Origin of the sequence: Rhodococcus sp. LW-XY12, assembly GCF_019317345.1 — a bacterium.
Taxonomy (GTDB): Bacteria; Actinomycetota; Actinomycetes; order Mycobacteriales; family Mycobacteriaceae; genus Rhodococcus; species Rhodococcus pyridinivorans.
The window spans coordinates 1,431,825-1,449,038 of sequence record NZ_CP079225.1 but is presented as its reverse complement, the minus strand read 5'-3'; the positions used below and the strand labels follow the sequence as shown (position 1 = coordinate 1,449,038).

The following is a 17,214-nucleotide window of genomic DNA, read 5'->3' as shown; positions in this document are numbered from 1 at the left end:
CCTCGCGCATGAAGTTCCGCCGCATCGTCGCTGCGACGCTGGGGTGTGTGGCCCTGACGGTCGCCGCACCCTCGACCGCCACCGCCTTCCCTCTCGTGGACCTGCTCCCGAAGGGCATCGCCGATCTCGTTCCGAGCGGATCGTTCAATCCGTTCGCTCCGCCGCCGGCACCTCCGGCACCTCCGGCTCCCCCGTCCCCGCCGGCACCTCAGACCGGCCCGGCTCCGCAGGTGGCACCGGCTCCCCCGGCTCCCCGTCCGGCTCCGTCCGCACCGAGCGGCGGGTTCAAGAACTGCACCGAGGCCTGGAACGCGGGCGCTGCTCCGGTCCACCGCAACGACCCCGGATACGCACCGCGCCTCGACCGCGACAACGACGGGATCGGCTGCGAGCGCGATCCGCGCTGATCGGTCCGTCCCGTAAAAGAGCGGAGGCTCTTCCATCCTCTCCGGGATGGAAGAGCCTTCGTCGTTCGTACGTGCGGAAACCTCAGAGCCAGCGCGGCGGCGTGAGTTCTCCGCCGGTGACGCCGACGGCTCCGCGACCGACCGCATCCTCACCACCGGACGCATGTGGGGCGACCTGTGGCACCTCGACGGTGCCGGTCGCGAGGCCCGCAACGAGCTGTTCCGCACGCGCGACACCTCGAGCTACAAGTACACCGACTGGCTCCGGGGCTACAGCTCCGACCGCAACCGCTGAGCACTCACACAGCGCCGCAGAGCAATTCGTCCCGTTCCGGACAATGCCGTCCCCGATCACCGATCGGGGGCGGCATTCGCCGTATATACGTCGTTCGTCCCGCACCGAAAGGTACCGGAGCGACCGTGACCAGCACATACTGAAAATATGACCGCGTCACGGCAGGCGTCGGCGCTCCGCAGCGAGGTTCGGGACATCGCACTCGGAACCGCCGACCCGGTCGAGTTCCGGCACGCCGTCCTCGACACGATCCGGCGGCGTATCCACTACGACATCGGATGCATCGCTCTCGTCGATCCGGCAAGCATGTTGTTCACGTCCGTGACCATGCTCGGCGCCGACGCCCCGCCCGGTCGTGCCGCGAAGACGGTGGCACACATCGAGTACGGCACGTCGCGCTTCGCGAACACCTACCGCAAGCTCGCCCGGACGCGCACCGGTGTCCAGACGATCCGCGAGGCGATCGACTGCGACATCCGCGATTCCTTGCCCTACAGCGAGATCCTCGAACCGCAGGGAATGGACGACGAGGTGCGCCTCGTCTTCCGGGGCCGTGACGGGCGCGTCTGGGGCGGCGGCACTCTCATGCGCGCCCCCGGCCGACGCTTCGACGCCGACGATGTGGCAGCACTCGCAGGATGCGTGGGCGAGATCGGCGACGGACTGCGGTTGTCGTTGCTCCGCGAATCCCCTCGACTCGCGGCGGACGCATCACCCGGCGGTTCCGGTCCCTCGGTCGTGGTGGTGGGCGCGGACAACGAGATCGAATCGGCTACTCCGCAGGCGGTGGAGTATCTCGAGCGACTCGGTGCCGAAGGCGCCTTCATGCTCCCGGCCGTAGTGGTCGCCGTCCGTTTCCGCTACGAAGGGGCCGCCGCGTGCGTCGTCCGTGTCCGTACGGAGGACGGTCAGTGGCTCGTCCTGCGGGCCGGGTCGCTGGACGGCCGAGGAGAATCGGCCCGGATCGTCGTCGCGATCGAACCCGCGCAGCCCGGTCAGCTCGTGGCTCTGACCGCCGCCCTTCACGGTCTCACCGAACGGGAGACCGATGTCCTCGCCCGCGTTCTTGCGGGAGAGACACGCACCGAGATCGCGCGTGGACTGTTCGTCAGCCCGTACACCGTGCAGGACCACCTGAAGAGCATCTATGCGAAGACGGGCGTGAACAGTCGGCAGGAACTCGTCGCACGACTGTTCTTCACGCACTGCCTCCCCCGGGTCGGTACGGAGATCGGGCCGGACGGGTGGTTCGTCGAGAAACCGGCGCCGACGAGCGTCCCGGTCGGTGCACATCGGAAGAGGTGAGCCGTGGCACGCATCCTGGTCGTCACCCTGGAAGGCGGCGGGAACTACCCGCCCGAAGCAGCGTTCGGATGCGAGTTGCACCGCCGCGGACATCACGTTCGGGTTCTCGGTCACGAATCGCAACGGAAGGTCGCGGAGGATGCCGGCCTCGTCTTCTGCGGCTACCGGCACTCGCCGACCTGGACCCCGCACGTAGAACTGAGCACCCCGAAAGTGCTGACCATGGCCTACGCCATGATGACCGACCCCGCCGTCGCGCGGGATGTGGAGGACGAGATCACCAGGGAGCCGACCGACCTGGTGATCGTCGATTGCATGCTGTTCAACGCCCAGGACGCTGCGGCGCGCACCGGGGTGCCGCACGTGGTGCTGTTCCATTCCTTCTTCGCCGCATTCGACGGCGCCTTCCGGCACGGACCGTTCGGGATCGGTTCGCGACTACGCGGCCTGGGTCCGAAGCGACTGTGGGAACAGGCCGACATGCGACTCGTGTGCTCGGACCGAGTGCTCGACCCGGCCGCGCGACGGCGCACGGACGGCTCGCTGACCTGGACCGGTGCGATCCACGACGCGAAGGCCGCGGCGGTCGGTCGAACACCGCCGCGCGTGCTGGTCAGTCTGAGCACCGCCGGCTTCCCGGGTCAGCGCCGCACTTACCAGAACATCTTCGACGCCGCCGCGGAGATGGACGCGGAGTTCGTCGTCACGACCGGGCCGGCGATCGACCCTACCGGGTTGCGCGTACCGCCCAATGCGACCGTCCGTCGGTACATCCCGCACCACGAGCTGATGCGGACCTGTTCGGCGGTCGTCGGGCACGGCGGGCACGCGACGACCTTCCGGGCTCTCGCACACGGACTTCCGATACTGATCATGCCCATGTCGGCGGTCACGGATCAGGCGATCATCGGTCGCGAGGTCGCGAAGGCGGGTGCGGGCATCCGTCTGCGGAAGACCGCTTCGCCCGAGCAGATACGCGCGGCCGTGGAGAGTCTGCTGACCGACGACGGTTATCGCACGGCGGCAGCAGAACTCGGCGCCCGTCTCCGAACCGTCGACGGTGCGTCGGCTGCGGCCGACCGGGTGTTGACGCTCGTCGACCACTGACGAACACGCGAAGGACCGGCACCTGTCCGGTGGTGCCGGTCCTTCGCATCACCCTTCGACCGCATCTCCCTCCTCCAGAAGCTGTTTCGCGTGTTCGAGGTTGTTCCGCACATCGCGCGTACAGTTTCTCCACGACCGGCTGGGTGAACTTGCCGAAGAGGTTCCCGACGTCCTCGGTGTCCTGGTGGAAGGTGACGCGGGTTCCCGTCTCCACCGGCTCGAAGCGATAGACGGTCTCGTACCGGATCGGGCTCTTCACGCTGCGGCGGTGCTGGGCTCTGCCGGGCTCGACGCGGGCCAGTTCCTCGGTGAGTTCGATTCGCCGTCCGGCAAACTTGACGATGGCGCGCGAGACGGATCCCTCCTTGCCGCCCTCACCAGAGATACGGGGACTGTTCCTGCTGTACCGCAATGGTTCTCATGGAGGTGCGCGTCAGGATGCCTGGCGCGGGACCATTCCTCCGAGGGCGATGTCGTATTCCTGCGCCTGCTCATCGAATCCGACGCTGTAGACGGTGGGATACCAGGCCGAGTGCTGATAGGCGGCCGGCAACTTGATCTGTTCGCGGATGGTGGGACGGGTCAGCAGCCACTCCCGCGTGATCATGGGCTCCATGAAGGTGTAATCGCCGTCCCACGAACCGTTGACGAACGTCTCGGTGAAGTCGTAGACGCCCGGAACCATTTTTTCCGTGATGTCGAGCCAGTGCACACCCATGAACGGCACCGCGAGTTGCGATGCGAGCATCCCCGGCGGGGTCACGTAGTCGCCGGGCATGTACTTCGGGTCCGGGAGTCGTTCCGCGCGAGCGGCGTAATCCGGTGCGGTCGGGTCGATTGCTTCGATCGCCGCCATGTCGGTCATATAGAAGTGCATGTCGAAATGGGGCTTCCCGAACAGCACGGTCGGATCGTGTCCGCGCGGGTTCCAGTTCAGCATGACGTGGTCGAACACCGTGTCGGATGCCTGAACGGGCAGGTGCAGCATGTACATCTCGTCGGCATCGGGCAGTCCGTCGAGGGCCGCCGGCGAGAAGCGGATACCGACGGCGGTCGGGGCCCCGTTCGCATCGACGGTGGCGTACGCACGCGCGGTTCCGTCACCGACGCTCACGGCCTGACCGAAGTGCAGGTGGGCATGTGTGGGCACCGCCGACGCCACGCCGCCGACCGCCACGGCGACGCACGCGGCGAGGAGCACTGCGATGGAACGAGATGATCGATGTTTCTTCATGGTGATATCCGATCGCCGAGGGTTCTCGGTGAACCTCTCCATTCCGTGGGTCCAGTCTCGATCGGTGTTCGTCACCCCGGCCATCCCTCATTCGGGGGATTTCGCCGAGCGATCCGACAGAAGAACCCGTCGTCACAGCGTCGCGGCATATACTCGCCGGACTGCAGACAGACGTCACGATCCGCGGAGAACAGGGAGCGGCCCTTGAGTATTCGCAACCTTCGCGTCGCGGTGGTCGGTGGGGGCATCATCGGTGCCGCGACCGCCCGGCGACTCGCCCTCACGGACGCCGACGTCACGCTGTTCGAGAAGGAGGACCGGCTCGCCGCGCATCAGACGGGGCACAACAGCGGTGTCGTCCACGCCGGCCTCTACTACACACCCGGCAGCCTCAAGGCCCGGTTGTGCAGGCGTGGGGTGGAGTTGTTGCAGACGTTCACCACGGACAAGGGCCTGCCTTACGACGAGTGCGGCAAGGTCGTCGTCGCCCTCGACGAATCGGACCTCGGCCGGCTCGACGCGATCTTCTCGCGGGCCACGGCGAACGGGGTCCCCGGCATCAGACGCATCGGCGGCGACGAGATCACCGCGATCGAACCGCACGCCGTCGGGATCGCGGCCCTGCACTCCCCGCACACGGCGATCATCGATTTCGTCGCCGTCACCCGCGCGCTCGCGGACGACGTCGTCGCCGCGGGCGGCACGGTGCAGACCGGTACCGCCGTGACGGCGATCCGTGCGGCGGGCGAGCAGGTCGTCGTCGACATCCCGGGCGATCAACTGGCCTTCGACCTGGTGATCACGTGCGCGGGACTGCAGTCCGACCGCCTCGCCCACACCTCGGGTGACACCCGCGACCCGCGGATCGTTCCGTTCCTCGGCGACTATCTGCTACTCGAACCCGACGCGGCGGCGAAGGTGCGCGGGTTGATCTATCCGGTGCCCGATCCCCGCTATCCGTTCCTCGGTGTGCATCTCACCCGGCGGATAGACGGTGAGGTGATGGTGGGACCCAACGCCTTCCTCTCCCCCGGCCGCGAGGCCTATCGCGGCGGGCGCGGATCGTGGCGGGATCTGCGCGATGCCGTCGCCTGGCCCGGTTTCTGGCGGTTCGCCGCCCACAACCTGCCCGCAGCGGGCCGGGAACTGCGCACCGCGAGCAGCACTCGGCGGTTCGTCGCCGATGCGGCCGCGTACATGCCCGGGCTGACCGTCGACGACGTGCGGCCGGGTCCGCGCGGCATCCGCGCCCAGGCGATGAACTCCGACGGAGGTCTCGAGGACGACTTCGTCGTCACCGGGCACGGACGGGTCCTGCACCTGCGCAACGCCCCGTCGCCCGGGGCCACCTCGTCGATGGCGATCGCGGAGTATCTCATCGACCACGCACTCGAACGCATCGCCTGATTGGGTCACCCGGCGGCGGACGTCATGGTTCGCGGTGACCGGTTCCGGGCATGCTGCATGGGAAACACTTCATCGTCAGGAGGTCTCCATGGCACGAATCGCACTCTTCGGAGGACACGGCAAGGTCGCGTTGCATCTCGAGCGGCTGCTGGCCGATGCCGGTCACGAGACCAGCGCATTCATCCGCAATCCCGATCACGCCGACGATGTCCGCGCTGCCGGTGGCACGCCCGTCGTCGCCGACGTCGAGAAGATGGACATCGCCGAGATCACCGAGCTGCTGCGCGGCCACGACGCGGTGGTCTGGTCTGCAGGCGCGGGCGGAGGGAATCCCGAACGCACCTACGCGGTGGACCGCGACGCGGCGATCGCCTCGATGACCGCCGCGCAGGAGGCCGGGGTCCGCCGGTACGTGATGGTGTCGTACTTCGGGGCCCGCCCCGACCACGGCGTCCCCGAGGACAACAGCTTCTATGCCTATGCCGAGGCCAAGTCGGCCGCGGACACCCATCTGCGGGGTACCGACCTCGACTGGACGATCCTCGGTCCGAGCGCGTTGACCCTCGACCCGCCCACCGGCCGCATCGAGATCGAGGGGCACGGGGCGAGCGACAAGGGGCAGGTCTCGCGCGCCGACGTCGCGGCCGTCGCCGCAGCGGTGCTCGAGCGACCGGAGACGGTGGGACGCACCATCGAGTTCAACAACGGTGACGTCCCGATCGACGAGGCACTCGACGCGCTGCGGTAATCCCCGTACGTCGGAAGTCGTACGCGGATCACGATCACGGGTGGACGCTTGCGGAGCCCACCGCTCCTAACGTCGATCCCATGACCGCACTCCGAGTCACGAACTCCCGAAGCGACACCCTCCGAACCGTGGTGAGCGCGGCCTATTCCTGGGTCGCGCTCATCGCGTTCGGGGGCATCCTCGCCGAAACGATCATTCTGTATCCCAACATCTTCCACGCTCCGCCGGACTCTCTCGATCTGGCCGTCCGGTTCTTCTCGCAGACCGGTCCCGCCGATTTCTTCCCGCCGATGGGAGCACTCACGGTCGCTCTCGGTCTCGCCGCCCTCATCGTCGTACGCCGGGACCGGGCGGCGCGCAGGTGGGTTCTCGCGAGCCTGACCGTCCTGCTCCTGGGCGAGTTCGCGTTCTCCGCGCTGTACTTCTGGCCGCGCAACACCATCATGTTCGACGAGGGCATCGCGGTGCACTCGGCGGAGACACTGCGTCGCGTGGCCACGGAGTTCGTGACCGGCCACCGTGTGCGGCTCGCGATGAGTGCACTCACCGCGACACTCGCGTTCGGCGCCCTGCGTCGCGTGCTGATCTCGTCTGCACTCGCTCGTGCCGCACGGGAGCAGGCCGCACACGATGTTCGAATGCCGCCCGCGCCGTCCGCGCGGTAACGTCGCCGACGTGTGGTGGTCCGCTCGCGGCCCCGGCGGCACCGGAAGCCGGGCCCGCACGATCGATGTGCTCCTCGCGGCTGTGGTCCTTGCCGTTCTCGTCGGGGCGATCGTCGCGGATCTCGGGAGCGACAGCTCGGGACCGACGGCACTCGCCTACGTCTTTGCTGCACTCGTCGCCGGCGCGGTCCTCGTACGCCGGACTCACCCGGTGGGCGTATTGCTCTTCACGGCCGTCGCGCTCGTCGTGTACTACAGCCTGTCGCTGCCGCCGATCGGTCTCGCCGTTCCGCTGGCGGTGGCGTTGTACTCGGCTGCCGAGCGGGCACATCTGCGCTGGGCTGTGACCGTGGCCGTCACGTTGGCGGTGTTGTCGACCGGGGTGCGCTGGGCGCAGGGCGACGATCTCGCGTACCTCTTCGGCTTCGAGGTGGGAGGGCAGATCGGACTGATGGCCGCGGTCATCGCCCTGGGCGACAGTGTCCGGTCGCGACGCGCTCTGCGAGCGGAGATGGTCCGGCGGGAACGGGCAGCACAGCTCGAACGCGAGCACGAAACCGCCCGGCGGGTCGAGCGGGAACGGGTGCAGATCGCCCGCGACCTCCACGACCTGCTCGCGCACACCGTCTCGGTCATCTCGTTGCACGCCGGCGTCGCGACGGAAGCGATCGAGGACGATCCGCCGCTCGCTCGCCGGTCGCTCGCCGCGGTACGCACCGGTTGTTCGCGTGCGGTGGAGGAACTCCACGCCACGGTCGAGGCCCTCCGCTCCCCTGACGATTCCCGCCGCGCCCCGACACCGTCGCTCGCGCAGCTGCCCCGTCTCGTCGACACGGTGCGCGCCGCGGGACTCGACATGCGCATCGACCGCGACGGAACGACCGACGACCTTCCATCGGTTGTGGCCGCGACTGCCTATCGGGTGGTGCAGGAGGCGCTGAGCAACGTCCTACGACATGCCGATGCCTCGAAAGCGGTTGTGAGAATGACACTTCGGGACGATGTCCTCGTCGTGGCCGTAGAGGACGACGGTCGGGGTCCGAGCCAGGGCGCCTCGGCCGGCTGGGGGCTCGCCGGCATGCGCGAACGCGTCGGTCTGCTCGGCGGAACGATCGAGACGGGACGATCGGACGGTGGGGGTTTCCTCGTGTCGGCCCGGATCCCCACGGGAAGTCGATCGTGACAGGAGGTCGATCGTGATCAGGGTGGTGATCGTCGACGACCAGGCCCTCGTCCGGGAGGGGCTGCGGGCACTGCTCGGTCGCGCCGACGACATCGAGGTGGTGGGCGAAGCCGCCGACGGCAACGACGCCGTGAGAGTGGTCGAGCGTACGGAACCCGATGTGGTGCTCATGGACATCCGGATGCCGGGGACGGACGGGATCACAGCGACCCGCCGGATCCTCGGCGCCTCGCCGTCGACCCGGATACGGGTGGTGGTGCTGACGACCTTCGACAGCGACGACAACATTCTCGACGCGATCGGTGCAGGTGCGACCGGCTTTCTCGTGAAGGACTCGGCCCCCGAGGAACTGCGTACCGCCGTCCGCACCGTCGCGGCCGGCGAGGCGATGCTCTCGCCGACGGTGACGCGCCGTGTCATGCAGGCGGCAGCGCGCAGTCCCCGGGTGCGAGGGACGGAGATGCTGAGTGTGCTCACCGAGCGCGAACGCGAGATCCTCGCCGAGGTCGGTCGGGGGCTGTCGAACGACGAGATCGGACGCGAGCTGTTCATCAGTCCCACGACAGTGCGTACCCATGTCACCCGTATTCTCGCGAAGCTCCAGGCGCGGGACCGGGCGAATCTCGTCGCGATCGCCTTCCGCACGGGATTGGTCCCGCCGACCGATCCCTGACAGGGGTCCGCCCCCGGTAGCAGGGGGCTACCGGGGACGGATGGTCGAGCGGTATCGGCGGTCAGGCCTGCGGGGCGAGTTCCTCCACGCGCAGCGGTGAGGTGTCCGCGGCGGCCGCGATGGCCTCCTCGAACTGCCGGCGGTCGATCTGCGAGCCGAGCACCAGCGCGAGTCGTGTCAGGAAGCCCTCGCGGTCGTCCTCGGCGGCCTGATCCAGGGCAGTCGACAGGCCGAGCCAGACGTTCTCGCGACGCTGGTCGTCCTCGGTGACCTGCTCGGCAGGCCGGGCCGGGAGTTCCGCGCCCGCCGGAGCGGCACCGGAGCGCAGGGATGCGGCGACACTGTCCAGGTCGGCGACCGGCACACGGCACAGCAGCAGACCGTCGGGGCGGACTACGAAGGCCTCACCGGCCGTCGCGCCGAGTGCCTCGACGAGATCGGGCGAGTCGAGCAGCATCCGCAAACGGTTCTGGGTGTCCTCGCGGAAGTCGATGTCGGCGCGAGGGAGAGATAACACCCCACCGCCACCGGACCGACGATGTCGCCCGCCTCCGACCGCGCGTCGCTCTCGAGTTCGCTCGCGTGGTGCAGCAGCATCTTCGCCCGCTCGAGCACCGCGTGACCGGTCGGTGTGAGCTTGACGCCCTGGGCGCGCTGCCGGACGAGGAACTTGACCGCGAGGGCCTTCTGGTCGGTGATCGCAGACGAGAGCGAGTTGCCTCATCGTGTACGTGGGCACCGCGTCCGTCCTGGGCATGGTAGTCCCGAGTCGAGAGCGCTCACACGAACCGGAAGAGCGGCGGGATCGCGACGACCGCCAGTGCCGCCCACCCGCAGTAGACGGGCAGGTAGCGCATCTGCCACCGCTCGACCGCCGCGAAACCGGTGCGGCCCCGCAGGAACGAGATGCCGAGCCACGCCGCCCACACGAGGTTCACCAGGAGGACGAGGTTCAGACCGAGGGCGGTGACCTTGTTGGCGGTGAAGCCGAACTCGGCGATGCGGGTGGCCATCGCGGTGAGCATCAGCAGGTCGACGGCGAGCGCCGCGGCGATCAGCATCACCTGCAGCAGATCGAAGACGTCCGGTGCGGCGTGCGGGTCGCGGGCAGAGATCGAGTAGAGCAGAAGTCCGAGGACGAGCACGAGGATCAGGTCCATGAGGATCAGCAGGCCCCGGTCGACGTCGACGACGCTGTGGGACGCGATCACCGCGACGAACAGCGCGACCAGCATGAGGATCGTGACGGGCGTGAAGACCCGGGTGAGAACGGGAGCGATGTTCTCCACGACCTGCTGCTTCGCCTCGACGAGCCAGGCCGCGACGACGATCGCTCCGGCCGGCCCGAACGGGACGATCCACTGTTCGAAGAACGGTTCGATATCGATCTCCAGGGCGCTGAAGGCACCCGCGGTCAGCCCCATGAGCACGCCGCCGCCGAGCGCGAGCAGCGCCAGGTACACGGCGAACTCCCCGGTGAAGCGCACGAAGTCCATGCGACGGCGATGGGATCGCCACTGCCCTGCGACATAGGCCGCACCGACGACGAACCACAGGACCACCGGGGCGTGGATCGCCGCGATGATCTCGGTGGCGCCGCCCGGTTCGAACGGGAAGACGTTGAGCACGATCGCCACGAGGACGAACGGAACGGCAAGGAGCGCACTGCTCTTCGGACTCATCTGACGCTTCCACGCGAAATACAGCGTGAGGAAGGGCAGCATGAGCACGGCGGCGTTGCGCACCAGTGCGTTATCGGAGAGCCACTCGAATCCGGCCCGGACGGCCAGACCGGCACCGAGCGCGCAGGCGAGGACGACCGCGAGTTCCCTACGGCGACGCGGGGTTCCGGACTCCTCACCGCGACCGCCACCGGTGAGGACGAGCTGCTTCCACAGCCGGTCGGAGTGTTCCTGGGCGAACTCGCGGGAGACCTCGTCGAGACCACCCATCCGGCCGACCGCGACGAGGAATGCCTCGTCGGCCGTCAGCCCGACCGACACGAGGTCCGAGATCTGTTCCCGCAGATGATCTTCCATCTCGTCGATGTCCGAGGACGAGATGACCCGATGGTCGGCGACGTAGTTGCGCCAGCCGGCGATCCGGTCCTCGAGATGTGCGTCGAGTGTCATCACGACCACCCCGGCGCGACGGCGGGAGGCAACTGGGCCGACTGCCACACCTGGTGCAGGGCCTCGGCGACGACCGTCCACTGCGCCGCCCGTTCGGTGAGGACTTCCCGGCCCGCGTCGGTGATGGCGTAGTGCTTGCGGCGCCGCCCGTTGTCGGCGACACGCCAGGTGGCGGACACGTGCCCCGCCCGCTCGAGACGGTGCAGGAGGGGATAGAGCATCCCGTCGGTCCACTGCATCCGGCCCTGCGACAGCTCGTTGACGCGTTTGATGATCGCATACCCGTACGACTCGCCCTCGGCGAGGATGCCGAGCACGAGCGGGGTGGCGGACGCGGCCACCAAATCCTTCTCGATGAACATGTCGTCCTCATACCTAGAGGTTCTATGGATAACGGTGACCCTAGCAGATCTAGGTATGAGGACCGAGCGCTCTCCGCAAGGTGGTGCGGTGGCGTCTACTGCCGGTCGTCGGATCCGGCGGTTGTGGATTCGTCGGAGCCGGAGGCGGTCGATCCGGAATCCGCAGATCCCGAAGCGGCAGATCCCGAAGCGGCAGATTCCGAAGCCTCGGAGCGACTCCACGTCTCCGTCACCCGCGCACGGCCGCGTTCGAACACGTCTCCGAGGACTCCCCCGACCGCCTTGAGCGGACTGCTCATCGAGTCCAGGGCCTCGGCGATCACCGGGTCCTCGTCGTCGAGCCAACCCGCCTCGTCGGCACGGCACGCCCACCGGAAGTCGTCGAAGTCCTGACGCAGACCCGCGAGCACCTTCGTCGTCCGTCCCGACGACAAGCGGCGTACGACCTCGATCGGGGTGCCCTCCGCGAACCGGGCGAGCGCGGCACGGGCGCGGCGCAGCAGTTCGGCGTCCTGCGTGAAGTGGTCGGCCAGGACCTGACGGGCGGAGGTCAGCGCGTCGCGCAGTTCGTCGTCGGGCGTGCGTGCCAGGCGCACGCGATGCCACAGGAACAGGCAGTCCTCGACGATCACGAGCAACTGCAGCGTCTCCCCCAGAGCCTCCTCCACCGCGACCTTCTGCAGCAGTTCGACGTGCTCACCCACCGCCGCGTCGAGTCCGAGATCGTCGAGCGACGAAGAGACGTGCCCGCGCAGACGCGTCACCGTCCGGGCGAGGACCTCACCGAGGTCGGCGATCGACTGCCAGTCCCGGTCGGGAAGACCGCCGGTGTGGTCGGCGATCGATGCCGCCCTGGTCAGAACATTATGGGTCGCGACGATGTCGCCGGCCGGCTCCGCCCCGGCCAGGTCGAGCACGCAGTCGACGGTTCCGGGCGCCGCATCGTCGCCTTCGAGACGCACGACGGCGGCCTCCACCGACGCGACTGCTCCCCGCAACGCCTCGAGGACCGCGTCGGGGGCGGTGGGGACTGCGGCGGTGGGTTTCGACGTGTCGGCCATACCCCAATCGTGCTACGTCGAAGGGCCGGATGCATCACGTCTTCCGGCTCAGTTCGGGACGCGCACCCACTTCCCGCTCAGTTCGGGACACGGACCCACGCCTGTTCGAGCAGGGCCACCACTTCGGTCTCCCTGCGGGCCCGGTAGGCCGACAGGATCCGGCGCGGGCGCGACTCCCCGTCGAGGCCGAGAGCGGACGCCAACGCCGACGCGATCCGCTCCTCGGGTACGGTTTCCGGTTCGGTGTGGCCGATGAGCGAGAGCGCCTTGCGCAGCGGTTCGGCGTTGTCGGCGACGGTGCGCAGCGGCAGGACGTCGAACCGGCCGTCGGTGCGGACCTCGAGCAGCAGCTCGTTGTCCTCCTCCACCCCGACGTCCTCGAGAAACCGGCGGATCGAGGACAGACGCGGCACCGGTCCCGTCCAGCGCAGGGTCTGGCCGCCCAGGCGGGACGGGAGCACCACATGCCCACCCGGTGCGCACCCGGCGATCGCGGCGACGGCGGACGGAACCGTGAACTCGGCTCCCCGCAGGTGGTCGCGGGTCGCGGGGATGCGCAGGCGCCAGGCCTCCCCCAGCCGGTAGAGGCGGCGTGTGCGCTCGGGCAGGGCGATCGGAACGTGCGAGCGGTGACGACGCCGGACACGGCCGTCGACGACCTCGAAATCCCCTCCGGCCGTGAACGTCCGGGCGGAATCCTCCGAGATGCCGAATCGGTCGACGAGCGCGGCGACCACCATGTCGCGATCGGCGCTTCCGCCGCGGGCATCGACCAGCCGTGCGATGCGGTTGCGGATGGCGGTGACCACGTCGACGTCCCACTCGGCCAGCGCCCAACGTTCACCGTCGGATGTGAAGCGCTCGTCGTCGGCGAGTTCGGAGACGAGGGTGTGGACGTCGGCATTGACCCCCATGCGCGCGACAAGCGTGTCGGCGGTCAGGGGGTCGCCGAGAACCTCGAGGACCTGAGCGGCACGTCCGGCGAGCCCGTCCGGCGGGGACAGTAAACGGCCTTCGAAGGTCGTCGTGCCGCAGTACCGGGTCCACGCCTCGAACTCGTCGTCGGGAAGCGACCACACGGCCTTCACGGCGGCGGGCTCGACCACACCGTTCGGTGATTCGAACTCCGAGAGCAGTCCGCGGGTCTGCTTCTCGGCGTCGGGCAGATCCGGTACCGCGATCCACCCGTCCGCGACCTCGAAACGGTCGTCGAGACGGTGCAACACCCGCCACAGGGGCACGTCGAAACCCTGGACGGTCCGGCCCAGCACCGGGTGGGTGCGCACCATCCGGTCGAAGGCCGCCACCGGCCGCACGTCGACGCGCAACGCCGCGAGCAGGTCGCCGACCGCCGTGCCGAATGGGAAGGTGGACGGCCCGGCCGGGTCGTCGACGCCGTCGTGGACGCGGCGCCGCAAGGCCGTGCGTTCCGCGTCGGGCAAGCCCTCGAGGTAGTCGGTGAGTTCGGCGATCGGATCGGCCGGCGCCGCCACCGGCAGGTCGCGGGCGGTGAGTGCCCGCAACCGGGCCGCGGCGTCCTGGATCTCCTCCGGCGCCCCGTCGTCGATCACGGCCAGCAGGAGAGGAGCATCGTCGCGGCCGCACACGCGACTCCACCGCGCCAGCGCCGCCAGGTCGTCGAGGAGCAGCGCCGCGGCGGGCACCCGCGCGGCACGCGGATCGGCTTCGAGGGTGGCCGGTTCGCGGAGCACCGTCGCGACGAGCGCGGCGCAGACGATCTCCTCCACCGCGTCGCGGTCGGCGCCGCGGATCCCGAGCAGATCGGCCGGACTGCGACTGAACAATTCGGCGGTGGTGGGTGCGTGCGGGAGGCGCGCGACGAGGGTCGCGGCGGCCGGACCGAGATCGAGTGCGGCCACGGGCACTTCGTCCTCACGCAGCAGACCGTCCGCGAAGCGCAGCTCCGGGTGGTCGGTGACGTAGATGTGGGCGAGTTCGGCGCACAGTTCGGGAATCTCGGTGTGCTCGCAGGTCTCGGCGGGCGACTCGTTCTCCCACCAGCGGGACGACGACACGAGTGCCCCGAGGGCGGCGGTGCGGGCCGATCCGTAGCGGTCGATCCACGGCATCAGATCCACCCAGCGACGACTGTTGAGTTCGTCCGACGACAAGGCACGAGACCACAGCGACACTGACCGATGCTCCTCTTCCACGCCCGGCGGAGGCCGCGGGCCCCCTCTCCGGCGTCGACGGCGCGCTCGTGCAGCGCGTCCACGCGAGGCGCCCTCGACCCGGACGCCGGTTCTCACCCTACAGTCCGAACGCCCCGTTTCCCGTCAGGTGAGGGCGGTGTCGACCGCTCAGGTGATCGCGAGGTCGACCGCTCAGGTGATCGCGAGGTCGACCGCTCAGGTGAGCGCGATGTCGGAGTCGTCACGCGCCTCCGGGCGCAGCCGCAGCAGGACGAGTCCCGTCACCGACGCGACGATGAGCGAGGCCACCAGCCCGTTCACGTGCAGCGCCCACACGGCGATCACCGCCCCGGCCAGTCCCCCCAGCAGAGCGATCCAGAGCAGTACTTTTCCCAGGACCGAAGCCATTTCCCCGCACCTTCCGGCAATTCACGATCAGAACGGTGAGGATAGTGTCATCTGTCACAGTCCTCGCGAAAGTCCATCGGTGTGTCGACGGATCGTGCCCGCACGGTGACCGGGGCATACTGGTGCGGTTCGAGACGGTGGGGTCGGCAGGAACACGACGGGGAGGCGGAAACAGTGGCGGAACCGACGAGTGACCGAGCATGCACGGACGTGATCCTGCGCGACGTGACGCTGCGCGACGGACTGCAGCTGACCGGCAAACTGCTCCCCACCGAACGCAAGGTGGAGATCGTCCGGGCGCTGCTCGCCGCGGGCGTGCCCGAACTCGAGATCGGGTCCCTGGCCCGCGCCGACCTCGTGCCGCCGATGGCGAACACCCTCGACCTCGTCGCAGCGCTGACCGAGGAGGAACTCGACCGCTGCTGGATCTGGGTCGCCACGCCGCGCCACGTCGAGAAGGCGATCGCGGCCGGTGCCCGACGGTTCCAGTACTGCTTCTCGGTCTCCGACGCCCATAACCGCGCCAACATCGGCCGCGACACCGCGGACAGCATCGCCGCGATGCCGGCGGCGATCGAACGCGCCCACGCCGTCGGCGGCGGTATCCAGTTGTGCCTGGCCACGGCGTTCACGTGCCCGTTCGACGGGCCGGTCGATCCCGACCGGGTCGTGGAGATCGCATGCGATCCGCGCACCGACGGGGCCGCCGACATCGTCGTCGCCGACACCCTGGGCCAGGCCGTGCCCGGCCAGGTGTCGTCGCTGGTCGCGCGCCTGGCCGCCGAATCCCCCGACCGACGGATCGTCTACCACGGTCACGACACGTGGGGTCTCGGTGTCGCCAACAGCCTCGCCGCGATCGACGCCGGGGCGACCGTCGTCGACGGCGCACTCGCCGGCCTGGGCGGGTGCCCGTTCGCACCGGGTGCGAGCGGCAACACCGCGAGCGAGGACCTGCTGTTCGCGACCCGCCCGTCGTGGCTGGACCCGGAGGTCTTCGGCGCCCTGGTCCGGCTCGGCGAGGACATCGTCGCCGAACTGGACGAACCGAACCGGTCGCGTGCCCGGCAGGGCGCCCGCTCCGAGGCCGAGGCCTTCGACTGGGCCCTCCGGTGACCCGCATCCTGATCGCCCCCGACAGCTTCAAGGGCACCTACACCGCCGTCGAGGTCGCCGACGCGATCGCCTCCGGTGTGGAGAGCGCCGGGCACACCGCGATCCGGATGCCCGTCGCGGACGGCGGCGAGGGCACTCTCGACGCGCTCGCCGGGCCGCTCGGTCTCGCCCGGATCGAGGTCGAGGCCGTGAACCCGTGGCGCGCACCGTGCCGCGGACTGCTGGGGATGTCGCCGGACGGCACGGCCGTCGTCGAACTCGCGACGGCGAGCGGCATCACCACTCCGCACGACGGTCCGCGCGACGCCGTCACCGCCGACACCTACGGCACCGGGATGGTCATGGCCGAAGCCGTCCGGCGCGGAGCACGGCACATCGTCGTCGCGGCCGGTGGGTCGGCGACGACCGACGGGGGCGCAGGTGCGATCGCCGCGATCGACGAGCGGGGTGGGCTCGACGACGCCCGCGTCACCGTGCTGTCCGACGTGACGACCCGCTACACCGATGCGGCACGGATCTTCGGGCCGCAGAAGGGCGCCGATACGGCAGCCGTCGCGCTGCTCACGCGCCGCCTCGAAGAGAGGGCGCTGACCCTCCCCCGCGACCCGCGGGAGGTCGACGGCTCCGGAGCGGCCGGGGGTTTCTCCGGTGGGATGTGGTCGCGGTTCGGTGCAGAACTGCGGTCGGGAGCCGACTTCGTGCTCGACGCAGTGGAATTCGACGACGCCGTGCGCACCGCCGATCTCGTGGTGGTCGGCGAGGGACGGCTCGACGGCCAGTCGCGGGCGGGCAAGATCGTCTCGGCGATCCTCGCGCGCTGCAGCGACGTTCCGGTGGTCGCGGTGGTCGGTTCGGTCGGCGACGACCTCGGCGACTACCGCGAGCGGTTCGCCGATGTCGTCGTCGCATCCGATGCGGAATCGCTGACGCGCGCCGGTCGGACACTGCGCACCTGAGA

At 69.2% G+C, this 17,214-nt stretch carries 16 protein-coding genes and 3 pseudogenes; 11 read left to right on the top strand and 8 right to left on the bottom strand.

The window, feature by feature from the left end:
- Positions 1-8 precede the first annotated feature (8 nt).
- The 4 genes and pseudogenes from KXC42_RS06860 to KXC42_RS06845 all read left to right on the top strand — a co-directional run bounded on the left by KXC42_RS06860 (position 9) and on the right by KXC42_RS06845 (position 3,114).
- Complete coding sequence (locus tag KXC42_RS06860) at positions 9-407, top strand: excalibur calcium-binding domain-containing protein (protein WP_019288122.1); 399 nt, start codon at positions 9-11, stop codon at positions 405-407.
- Positions 408-546: 139 nt separating this feature from the next.
- Positions 547-702: pseudogene (locus KXC42_RS27090) on the top strand (salicylate monooxygenase); the annotation flags it as partial.
- Positions 703-849: 147 nt separating this feature from the next.
- On the top strand, positions 850-2,007 hold the full coding sequence (locus KXC42_RS06850) for a helix-turn-helix transcriptional regulator (RefSeq protein WP_219130067.1): 1,158 nt from the start codon (positions 850-852) through the stop codon (positions 2,005-2,007).
- A gap of 3 nt (positions 2,008-2,010) precedes the next feature.
- On the top strand, positions 2,011-3,114 hold the full coding sequence (locus KXC42_RS06845) for a glycosyltransferase (protein ID WP_219130066.1): 1,104 nt from the start codon (positions 2,011-2,013) through the stop codon (positions 3,112-3,114).
- Positions 3,115-3,286: 172 nt separating this feature from the next.
- Here the strand turns inward: KXC42_RS06845 and KXC42_RS06840 are convergent.
- Together KXC42_RS06840 and KXC42_RS06835 are read right to left on the bottom strand one after the other, a co-directional pair.
- A pseudogene (locus tag KXC42_RS06840) lies at positions 3,287-3,526 on the bottom strand (SRPBCC family protein); the annotation flags it as partial.
- 21 nt (positions 3,527-3,547) lie between these two features.
- Positions 3,548-4,348: a DUF5602 domain-containing protein gene (locus tag KXC42_RS06835; protein ID WP_033097398.1), complete on the bottom strand. Its 801-nt coding sequence runs from the start codon at positions 4,346-4,348 to the stop codon at positions 3,548-3,550.
- A 210-nt stretch (positions 4,349-4,558) separates the two neighbouring features.
- On the opposite strand from KXC42_RS06835, the gene lhgO reads away from it, so the two are divergent.
- The 5 genes from lhgO to KXC42_RS06810 all read left to right on the top strand — a co-directional run bounded on the left by lhgO (position 4,559) and on the right by KXC42_RS06810 (position 9,024).
- Positions 4,559-5,755: an L-2-hydroxyglutarate oxidase gene (gene lhgO / locus KXC42_RS06830; RefSeq protein WP_219130443.1), complete on the top strand. Its 1,197-nt coding sequence runs from the start codon at positions 4,559-4,561 to the stop codon at positions 5,753-5,755.
- An 88-nt stretch (positions 5,756-5,843) separates the two neighbouring features.
- Positions 5,844-6,503 (top strand): SDR family oxidoreductase, encoded by a 660-nt coding sequence (locus tag KXC42_RS06825; RefSeq protein WP_006553946.1) that lies wholly within the window; start codon positions 5,844-5,846, stop codon positions 6,501-6,503.
- 80 nt (positions 6,504-6,583) lie between these two features.
- Positions 6,584-7,168, top strand: a complete 585-nt coding sequence (locus KXC42_RS06820) for a DUF1772 domain-containing protein (protein WP_006553945.1) — start codon at positions 6,584-6,586, stop codon at positions 7,166-7,168.
- 10 nt (positions 7,169-7,178) lie between these two features.
- Positions 7,179-8,351 (top strand): sensor histidine kinase, encoded by a 1,173-nt coding sequence (locus KXC42_RS06815; RefSeq protein ID WP_161793634.1) that lies wholly within the window; start codon positions 7,179-7,181, stop codon positions 8,349-8,351.
- A gap of 13 nt (positions 8,352-8,364) precedes the next feature.
- Complete coding sequence (locus KXC42_RS06810; protein ID WP_033097335.1) at positions 8,365-9,024, top strand: response regulator transcription factor; 660 nt, start codon at positions 8,365-8,367, stop codon at positions 9,022-9,024.
- Positions 9,025-9,085: 61 nt separating this feature from the next.
- On the opposite strand, the pseudogene KXC42_RS06805 reads toward KXC42_RS06810, so the two are convergent.
- The 6 genes and pseudogenes from KXC42_RS06805 to KXC42_RS06775 all read right to left on the bottom strand — a co-directional run.
- A pseudogene (locus KXC42_RS06805) lies at positions 9,086-9,478 on the bottom strand (aromatic ring hydroxylase); the annotation flags it as partial.
- Positions 9,479-9,803: 325 nt separating this feature from the next.
- Positions 9,804-11,156: a permease prefix domain 1-containing protein gene (locus KXC42_RS06795; protein ID WP_112320151.1), complete on the bottom strand. Its 1,353-nt coding sequence runs from the start codon at positions 11,154-11,156 to the stop codon at positions 9,804-9,806.
- Entirely contained in the window at positions 11,156-11,518 is a 363-nt protein-coding gene (locus tag KXC42_RS06790) for a PadR family transcriptional regulator (RefSeq protein WP_024103494.1), read from the bottom strand. Before KXC42_RS06790 ends, KXC42_RS06795 begins: the two co-directional genes overlap by 1 nt.
- 95 nt (positions 11,519-11,613) lie before the next feature.
- A complete protein-coding gene (locus KXC42_RS06785) occupies positions 11,614-12,579 on the bottom strand; it encodes a hypothetical protein (protein ID WP_219130065.1) in 966 nt (321 codons plus the stop codon).
- A 77-nt stretch (positions 12,580-12,656) separates the two neighbouring features.
- Positions 12,657-14,732: a hypothetical protein gene (locus KXC42_RS06780; RefSeq protein WP_219130064.1), complete on the bottom strand. Its 2,076-nt coding sequence runs from the start codon at positions 14,730-14,732 to the stop codon at positions 12,657-12,659.
- A 216-nt stretch (positions 14,733-14,948) separates the two neighbouring features.
- Positions 14,949-15,140, bottom strand: coding sequence for a hypothetical protein (locus tag KXC42_RS06775; protein WP_006553937.1), 192 nt, complete (start codon positions 15,138-15,140; stop codon positions 14,949-14,951).
- 210 nt (positions 15,141-15,350) lie between these two features.
- Between KXC42_RS06775 and KXC42_RS06770 the strand changes: the two genes are divergently transcribed.
- Positions 15,351-16,256, top strand: a complete 906-nt coding sequence (locus KXC42_RS06770; RefSeq protein WP_006553936.1) for a hydroxymethylglutaryl-CoA lyase — start codon at positions 15,351-15,353, stop codon at positions 16,254-16,256.
- Positions 16,253-17,212: a glycerate kinase gene (locus KXC42_RS06765; RefSeq protein ID WP_033097330.1), complete on the top strand. Its 960-nt coding sequence runs from the start codon at positions 16,253-16,255 to the stop codon at positions 17,210-17,212. The genes KXC42_RS06770 and KXC42_RS06765 overlap by 4 nt, the downstream gene beginning before the upstream one ends.
- Positions 17,213-17,214 lie beyond the last annotated feature (2 nt).